We start from the raw sequence: 7,846 nt of genomic DNA on the forward strand, positions 1-7,846 counted from the left end.
TCGCGTGACCGTCTGCCCACAACGGATCACCGCTATTGCCGCCGCCGCCCTTGTCCTGACTTCACTCGACCGCGGAACCAGGTGAGAAAACCTCAGTAGTCCAGGTAGAAGCGGAAGTCGCCGAGGAACTCCTCCAGGGGCGGCGCGTCCGGGTCCAGCGACACGAAGATCAACCCGTTGTAGGTCGCCAGGTTAGGCGCCGGCAGTAGGCGCTGCCCATTGCGCTTGAACCCCGCCTCGCCGCCGTAAGCGTCTTGGTGGAATGGGAGGCCGACGATCCGGCCGTCATTGCGGTAGGACCAGCCGTGGTACGGGCAGCGGAAGTGCGAGGCGTTGCCCATCTCGGCCCGGCAGACCTGCATCCCGCGGTGCAGGCACATGTTGAAGTGCGCCCGGATCTCGCCCTGCTCGTCCCGGGTGACGATGAAGGAGTCCTGCAGCACCCGGCGCACCACGTAGTCGCCGGGCTGGGCGATCTCCGACTCGTGACCGACGAACACCCAGGCACGGGAGAAGACCCGCTCCTTCTCGAGCTCAAAGATCTCGCGGTCGTTGTAGACGTGCGCGGGGATCATCCCGCGCCGCACATCGGCGAGCACGCCGGTCTGGTCGGTCATCTGGATCGGTCTCCCTCTGGCGTCCCACTGTCAATCGCCCGTTTCCGGGGCCCCTCTGTTGGACAGAGGAGGACTCTGTCCAGTAGAGCACGCACGGACTGGCGGGGCAAGCACACCCGCTACTCCAGGACGACGGTCACCCCATCCTGAAATCTGTCCGGGCACCGCTGGCCGACAAGGCGAAGCAGGTTGCGGCCGGGGCAACGCATTTTCCGGAGTTGACGTACGGGGCAGCGAGCGGTTCGCCGGCTACTCGGCCGTCGCGCTCACTCCTGGCCCAGAGGTCAAGGCGAGTCGCCTCGAGTACCTCCGACAACCGCTGGATCTTGATCATCAAGTTGCTGCCGTTGCCGGGTGCGCACCTTCTCCCCGGGTCGGCTCGTCCAGTGCCCGCTTGATGGCGTCACCGACCTGACGTCCCGCGCGCGCGGAGAGGTCGGTGCCATCCTCGGTCAGTTGCAGGCCGGCTCCGGTGGCCCCGACCAGCGAGGCGATCCGGTCGGGGTGGTGGACAGCGAGTCACGCGGCGACCCATCCCCCGAGGGACTGGCCGACCAGATGGGCGCGGGTGGCGCCGATCGCGTCGAGGAATGCGAGCACGTGTTCTGCGAGCACCCGGACCGAGTAGTCGATGTCCGACTTGTCGGTGAAGCCCTGCCCGAGCAGGTCCAGGGCGGAACCCGGAAGTCCCGGGCCAGGGTGCGCTCGGTGCGCCCATGTTTCGGCGTGCCCGCTGACGCCGTGCAGCCGGACCACCGGCTCGCCGGTCGGGGCCTCGATGCTGCGCGTGAGGTGACCGCCCGCATTCCGGAAGCGGACCTCCGCGGCAAGCAGCTCCAGCCAGAACGAGCGCGTCGGCTGTTCGATACCGGCGGCTACTTCGTCGCGAACGCCCTCGACGGTCATGGACTCGTCTCCCGATGCACGTGGAGCGGCAGAGGCCGGCGCGCTCTTCAGCTGCGCGGAGGCGCGCCTTGGGGAAGTGGGCAAGCGTCGACTGACCGATCCGGAGCCCGCGGCGCCGTCCTCGTGCCGCACGATCATCCGGTCGAACGGGCAGGCCACTGAGGCCGTGTTCTTGCCGGAACGAAGTCAGTTCACTGGGTGCTGCCGCCGGCCCAGTTCTCCTGCGAGCCGAGGCTGGCCAGGGCCGCCGTGTACAGGGCCCCCTGTGCATCGAAGGGCAGGTGTGGCACGCCGGATCGCTCGTACGTCGGCGTTGCTGCCTCCAGCCTGCTGTACATCTCCTCCATGTCCGGAGGCAACTCGTGGTCCAGCCAGGCCGCGTGGTCACCGTAACCGTGGTCGTAGTTCCACTCCGGCACGTAGTACAGCCGGCCCGCCACCCCAACAGCATGCTGAGCGGAGAGGAACAGCGTGATCGGCAGCAGGTGCTCGGAGATTGCCGGCCGCATGAAGTAGACGACCCCGATGTCGTTGAACGCGCGGGCGGTGGCGTCGAACCACGACGCCCGGGTGTGCCCGGGCATGATCGCGTTGACTGCGACGCCGTCGCCGCGCACCTCTTCGGCGAGGTAGAAGGTCAGCGCGGTGACGGCCGCCTTGGTCGCCTGGTACGGCATCTCCACCGTCCAGGGTCGCAGCCCGTGGTAGCCGCCGCCGGCGGCGGCCGTGAGAACGCCGCTGCTGACGACGTTGATGATGCTGCCGCGCTTCTTCTCCTGCATGGGCTGGATGAACCGGCGGATGACCTTGAGCGTGCCGAAGACATTGACGCCGAACATCACCTTCCAGTCCCGGTCCGTCGTGTCCAGGGTGGTGCGGTGCCCTGTGGGTGCAAAGAGGGTCTCGGAGACCAGGGCGGCGTTGTTGACCAGGATGTCCACGGTCCCGAATCGGTCCATGACCGCGGCATAGGCGGCGTCGAGCTGGGCGTCGTCGGTGATGTCCACCTCCACCGCCAGCCCCTGATCGGCCTCGAGCTGCTTGCGGAAGTCCTCGGCGCCGTCCCAGCTCTTGTCGGCGGCGACGACCTTCGCGCCGGCGCGGATCAGCCCCTCACACATGGACCGGCCGATCCCCCGGGCGCCACCCGTGACCACGGCGACCCGCCCCTCGAGCTCGCCCCGCCACTCGCGGAGAGCCCGCTCCACCATCTGCCTCTGCTTGGCCGTGACGGAAGCTGCGCCGGAGATTTCTGCACTGGAAGCCTTGTCGATCGACATCCTCGCGCTCCTCAACTGTGAAGGGGATCTGCGCCCGACCTGAAGAGCCGTCGTCGACGGGTCCACTCCTCCGGGCGATGAGGGGCGCAACGCTATGGCGATGATCACTTCCCCGTCCATAGAATAGTTCGGATAGAACCTATCCGGATGGAGCATTGATGGAGTTGCGCCAACTGCGGTACTTCGCCGAAGTTGTCCACGTAGGGTCCTTCCTCGGCGCGGCCGAGCGGCTCGAGGTGGCCCAGCCGTCCGTGTGGCGGCAGGTCAAGGCGCTAGAGGCAGAGCTGGGCGTACCGCTCTTTGAGCGCTCCGGCCGCGGCGTCGTGATCACCAGCGCCGGCTCCCAACTGCTTCCCCGGACCGAGCAGTTGCTCGCCCAAGCCGACGAGATCCGGGCGCTGAGCACCGAGTTGGCGCGCGGCCGGGCCGGCGTGGTGACGATGGCCTGTGCGCACCCGCACGTGCCCCACTTCCTCGCGCCGCTCATCGGTCGATTCCACGCAACCCACCCGCGAATCAACGTCGCGCTGCACGAATCGCCAGGCCTGCCGTCGGTGGAGAAGGTCCTAACGGGAGAAGTCGACTTTGTGACTGCCCTGCAACGGACCGATGAGAGACTGGCTGGTCACCGACTGGGCGACGCCCGGGTGGTTGTGGTGACGGCTCAGGATCATCCGTGGCGGGGCCGGAGCGAGATCCCGGTGTCGGATCTGGCGGGGGTGCCGGTCCTGACCGGCGGCCCCGACAGTCTGACCCGCCGCCTCCTGGAACCGGCCCTGCGTGAAGGTGGCTTCGTACTGGACGTTGCGCTTGAATCACCTAACACAACCACGCTGGTAGCGATGGCCCGCGCGGGGCTGGGAGTCGGCGTCCTGGCCGATGACCACCTCTCCGGGGCCTCCGAGACCACCAGTTGGCCTGCACTGGTCGATGAGCGCTACCCCATGGCCGTCCCTATTTGGCTCTACTGGGCCCGACACCGACAGCTCGCCCCTCCGGTGCGGGCGTTCGCCCGCCATGTCACGGGGGGTCCCCGCAAGGCGGCCGACGCCCGAGACCCCGCTTCGGACGCAGCGTCGGTTTGACGGCCGGCCGTTGGCGCAAACGCCGGTGGTCAAGCCCCAGTTGGCCGTCGCAGACCGCGGTCGACGAGGGTGATGGCCACGAGCAGGACGCCGACGCCGCTGAAGGCCCACGCCAGGATGTGGAGCCCGGGATCAGCGACGCCGTCGGCATAGCTCAGTCCGACGACGCTGGTGGCCACCATCGCACCGACGTACTGGGCGGTACGAGTCAGGCCCGTGGCCGTACCCAGCTGCTCGGCGGGCGCAGCCCGGTAGACCATGATCTGGTTGGCCACCTGGCCCATTCCGTTGGGCAGCCCGAAAACGCCGCCACGCAGGCCAAGACGGCGACCGGCGTGGTCCCGTCGACGCCGACCAGTGCCAGGCCGCCGGCGAGCACGCCCAGGGCGGCTGCCAGCAGCGGCCACAACGGTCGTCCGCCCCCGCATCCCGAATAGCGACGCGACCGTCCCTGCTGCGAACATTCCGAGAAGAATCAGCCCCGCCACGCTGGCCGACAGACCCCTGCCCTCCTGCAACCACGGGGTGAGCCCGAACAGGACCCCGTAGACCACTAGGAAGGTGAGCAGGACTCGCAGATAGGTCACCACCAACGGCGGGTTGGCTGCCAGCATCCGGACGTCCAGGAACGGCCGTGTCGCACGCAGCTCAACCAGGACAAAGCCGAACATGCACAGGATCAGAGCCGGGAACAGTAGCCACGGCGGTCGGGGCAGCGCCGTAAGAACAATCAGCAACAGGGTCACGACGCCGCTGAACAGAAGCGTGCCCGGCAGGTCCAGCAGCCGCCAGGCCGCAACGGCCCGGACCCGAGGGCGCGACCTCGGCAGGTACAAGAGCCCGAGCGCGGTGGTCGCCAGCCCGAGCGGCACGTTGACCGCGAACAACGCCCGCCATCCGACCGTGTCCACCAAGACGCCGCCGAGCGGCGGACCGACCGTCAGAGTGACCAGACTTGCCGTGTTCAGCAGGCCCAGGATGCGGGTCGGGGCCGATTCTCCCAGCCGGTCGGCCTGCTCACGCACCATGGCCATCCCCGCGGGAAAGGCAGCCCCCGCGCCCAAGCCAAGGACGGCGCGGGCTGCCACGAGCCAGCTGAACGTCGGGCCCAGCGCACCGATCAGGCCGCCGACGGCGACGAGGAGGCATCCGCCAAGGAAGACCCGCCGCGGACCGAACTCGTCGGCCAGCCGGCCGGCCACCGGCTGACCGATGGCACTGGCCAGATACATCACCGAGACCAGCCAGGTCGTCGCACCCGCGCCGACGGCGAACTCCCGGCCGATGGGCGACAGGGCGGTCGCGATCATGGTGGAGTTCACCGGGTTGAGGACCGTCCCCGCGCAGAGCGGGAGGAGCAGGCGCGGACCCAAGTCGCGGGCTCGCCGATTCCCGGAGCACCAGCCCCTCTCGTGCCGGTGCAACGTCAACCTTGCCCCGTCAGTCGCCGAGTCGGCCGGTCGCCGGCCTGGCCGGCGGGACTCACCGTCCCGGCCAGCGTCTCCCTGGATGACGGCCGTCGGCTGCGGGGAGCGGTCACCCTGGCAACTGCCGAACCAGATACTCCCATGCGGCGGCAACACTCCGGGTTCTATAGACAAGTGTCTGCTGTGCAGAGCGCACCTATGCGGGGTTAGAGCAAGGCGGGCCGAGCACGTCAAGGGCGACCGGCTGGCCGCCGACGCGTCACTCCAGAACGACGGTCACCGCCTTGGTCTCGGTGTACGAGAGGAGCTCGTCGAGGGACTCCTCCCGGCCGACGCCGGAGGCTTTCACCCCACCGAACGGGAGACCCCAGAAGTGCCGGGAGCTGCCGTTGACCCACACGTAGCCGGCCTGCAGCTGCGCGGCCATCCGATGCGCGCGGGTGACGTCACTGGTCCACACCCCGGCGGTAAGCCCGTAGTCGCTCCGGTTGGCGATCTCCACGGCCTCGGCTTCGTCGGAGAAGGTGAGCACCGAGAGCACTGGGCCGAAGATCTCCTCCACCGCCGCCGGGTTGTCCGCCGCCATCCCGCCGAGCACGGTCGGGGCGACGTACCAGCCCTCCGCACCGACGGTGTCCGGGCGGCCGCCGCCGGCCAGTACCTGTGCCCCGGCCGCCGTAGCGGCGTCGATCGCGGCCAGCGACTTCTCGTACTGTCGCCGGTCGATCAGCGGTCCCATCTGGGTACCCGCGTCCAGCGGGTGCCCGACCCGGATCGCCCGCACTTGCTCGACCACGGACTCGAGCACCTGGTCGGCGATCGACAGATGTAGCAGCAGGCGGCTGGTTGACCCACAGGACTGCCCGGCGGTGGCGGTGTAGTTCATCCCGAAAACGGCGCTGTCGGCAGCCCTGACCAAGTCGGCGTCGGGCATCACGATCAGCGCGTTCTTCCCGCCGAGCTCCAGGCTGACGTACTTCACGCCGCTCTCCGCGGCCTGGCGCTGGATGAGGCGGCCGGTGTCCGGCGCCCCGATGAAGCCGATCCGCCGGATCAATGGGTGCCGGACCAACGCCTGCCCGGTGACCGCCCCCCGGCCGCTCACAACGGCGCACAGATCCGGTCCGAACACCTCCGCGGCCAGCTCGGCCATCCGCAGCGCCGACAGCGGGGTCTGGTCCGGGGCCTTGAGGACGACGGCGTTGCCGGCCACCAGCGGCGCGGCGACCTTGCCCGCGGCGAAGAACAGCGGGTGATTGAACGGCACGATGCGGCCGACAACGCCGTAGGGCTCCTGGACGCTGTAGTGCAGGTTGCCCGACAGCGGGAAGGTTCCCCCGCCAAGGCCGAGCGCGTGGTCGGCCATGATCTCCAGCAGCGTGGCGGCCGCGCCGACATCGGCCTGCATCACCGGGAGCGGGAACCCGGCGTCTGCCGCATCCAGGGTGGCCAGCTCGTCGGCGTGCGCCCGCAGCAGCGCAGCGAACTCGCGCACCCTGCCTGCCCGGGCCCGGGCAGGCAGCAGCGCCCAGGACCGTTGCGCCCTTGCGGCCGCCCGAACGACCCGGTCCACCTCCTCCGGAGAGCAGTCCGGCGCGTCGGTGAGCCGCCGGCCAGTGGTCGGGTCCTCCACCTCGTATCGCGCGCGGGTGGGCATGGGCCAACCACCCAGCAGAACCTCCCACCGGCGGTCGACGGCAGTGCTGGCGGTGTCAAGCAGGGTCATCGCGACGTCGTCCTCAGGTCGTGGAACGGGCGCCGTCGATCGGTCTGACCGGGGCGCGGTTGAGAGAGCCGTGCCACCCCAGCGCGGGGTGTCAGCGACGCGCGGAGTCATCGGTTCACGAGCCCGCCGCTGATCGTGCGGCCAGGCCCCACCCCCGGCTGCCAAGACGTGAACGTGGCGGCTCATCCCCGATCCCGTTTGGAGAAGGCCACATCACTGGGCGCCCAGTACGGAGCCGGTACCTCACGCACTACCCCGCGAACGCGGTTCCGGGGAGCGCCGAGCGGGGCCGCCGTGGCGTCGGTCAGCGCGCTGATTCAGGCGCGTGCCCGCCCAGGAGGATCCCTGCTCTCGACGAGGCGGCCGGGTGCGCCAGGGGTGCTCGGGAGAGCTGCACGCGGAGAGTCGGTTCTCCAAGCTGGTCCGCCCCGTCAGTCACTCGTGCGCGGGGACTCGACCGCGCTGGGAAGTTCTTCTACGCAGACATGCTCTCTGCTCAGTGGAGTTGTAGGCCACCGCCGGGGCTCTGTCAATGCTCCGACTCCTTGACGGCGTCGCCGCTGAAGCCCGCGCGGGGGCGGAGGCCGACGACGCCGGCGTGCAACGGCCGCCGGGAGCCAACTCGGCGGACGCTCGGTCCGGACGGCTCCAGGGCGCCGAACGCATGCAACCTTGACCGCAGGACCAGCGTGCAGGGTCAGGCCCCCTAGTGGCGTCCACCAAGGTGGTGTGCGACGGCCCCGGTGACCAGCGGGCCCTCCACGTGAAGGCGGCCACCGCGTGATCTTCTGGAAGACCTCTCACA

General features: G+C 69.4%; 6 protein-coding genes. 1 reads left to right on the top strand and 5 read right to left on the bottom strand.

Annotated features, from left to right (window positions below; genetic code table 11):
• Positions 1-92: 92 nt before the first annotated feature.
• From ACYVG5_RS21165 to ACYVG5_RS21175, 3 genes are all read right to left on the bottom strand, one after another.
• Positions 93-617 (bottom strand): Rieske 2Fe-2S domain-containing protein, encoded by a 525-nt coding sequence (locus tag ACYVG5_RS21165; protein WP_222050744.1) that lies wholly within the window; start codon positions 615-617, stop codon positions 93-95.
• A 519-nt stretch (positions 618-1,136) separates the two neighbouring features.
• Entirely contained in the window at positions 1,137-1,523 is a 387-nt protein-coding gene (locus ACYVG5_RS21170; RefSeq protein WP_460683525.1) for an alpha/beta fold hydrolase, read from the bottom strand.
• Between the two features lie 191 nt (positions 1,524-1,714).
• Positions 1,715-2,803, bottom strand: coding sequence for an SDR family NAD(P)-dependent oxidoreductase (locus ACYVG5_RS21175; RefSeq protein WP_222050747.1), 1,089 nt, complete (start codon positions 2,801-2,803; stop codon positions 1,715-1,717).
• A 158-nt stretch (positions 2,804-2,961) separates the two neighbouring features.
• Between ACYVG5_RS21175 and ACYVG5_RS21180 the strand changes: the two genes are divergently transcribed.
• On the top strand, positions 2,962-3,888 hold the full coding sequence (locus ACYVG5_RS21180; RefSeq protein ID WP_222050749.1) for a LysR family transcriptional regulator: 927 nt from the start codon (positions 2,962-2,964) through the stop codon (positions 3,886-3,888).
• A gap of 29 nt (positions 3,889-3,917) precedes the next feature.
• On the opposite strand, the gene ACYVG5_RS21185 is transcribed toward ACYVG5_RS21180, so the two are convergent.
• Together ACYVG5_RS21185 and ACYVG5_RS21190 are read right to left on the bottom strand one after the other, a co-directional pair.
• A complete protein-coding gene (locus tag ACYVG5_RS21185) occupies positions 3,918-5,471 on the bottom strand; it encodes an MFS transporter (RefSeq protein WP_460683526.1) in 1,554 nt (517 codons plus the stop codon).
• A 103-nt stretch (positions 5,472-5,574) separates the two neighbouring features.
• Positions 5,575-7,041 (bottom strand): aldehyde dehydrogenase family protein, encoded by a 1,467-nt coding sequence (locus ACYVG5_RS21190; RefSeq protein ID WP_222050752.1) that lies wholly within the window; start codon positions 7,039-7,041, stop codon positions 5,575-5,577.
• Between the last annotated feature and the right edge of the window lie 805 nt (positions 7,042-7,846).

It is taken from the genome of Modestobacter lapidis, assembly GCF_054780755.1.

What these genes read in the sequence shown, in the direction of transcription:
- ACYVG5_RS21180 (WP_222050749.1), top strand. Translation starts at nt 2,962, where the DNA reads ATGGAGTTGCGCCAACTGCGGTACTTCGCCGAAGTTGTCCACGTAGGG.
- ACYVG5_RS21190 (WP_222050752.1), bottom strand. Translation starts at nt 7,041, where the DNA reads ATGACCCTGCTTGACACCGCCAGCACTGCCGTCGACCGCCGGTGGGAG.
- ACYVG5_RS21175 (WP_222050747.1), bottom strand. Translation starts at nt 2,803, where the DNA reads ATGTCGATCGACAAGGCTTCCAGTGCAGAAATCTCCGGCGCAGCTTCC.
- ACYVG5_RS21165 (WP_222050744.1), bottom strand. Translation starts at nt 617, where the DNA reads ATGACCGACCAGACCGGCGTGCTCGCCGATGTGCGGCGCGGGATGATC.
- ACYVG5_RS21170 (WP_460683525.1), bottom strand. Translation starts at nt 1,523, where the DNA reads ATGACCGTCGAGGGCGTTCGCGACGAAGTAGCCGCCGGTATCGAACAG.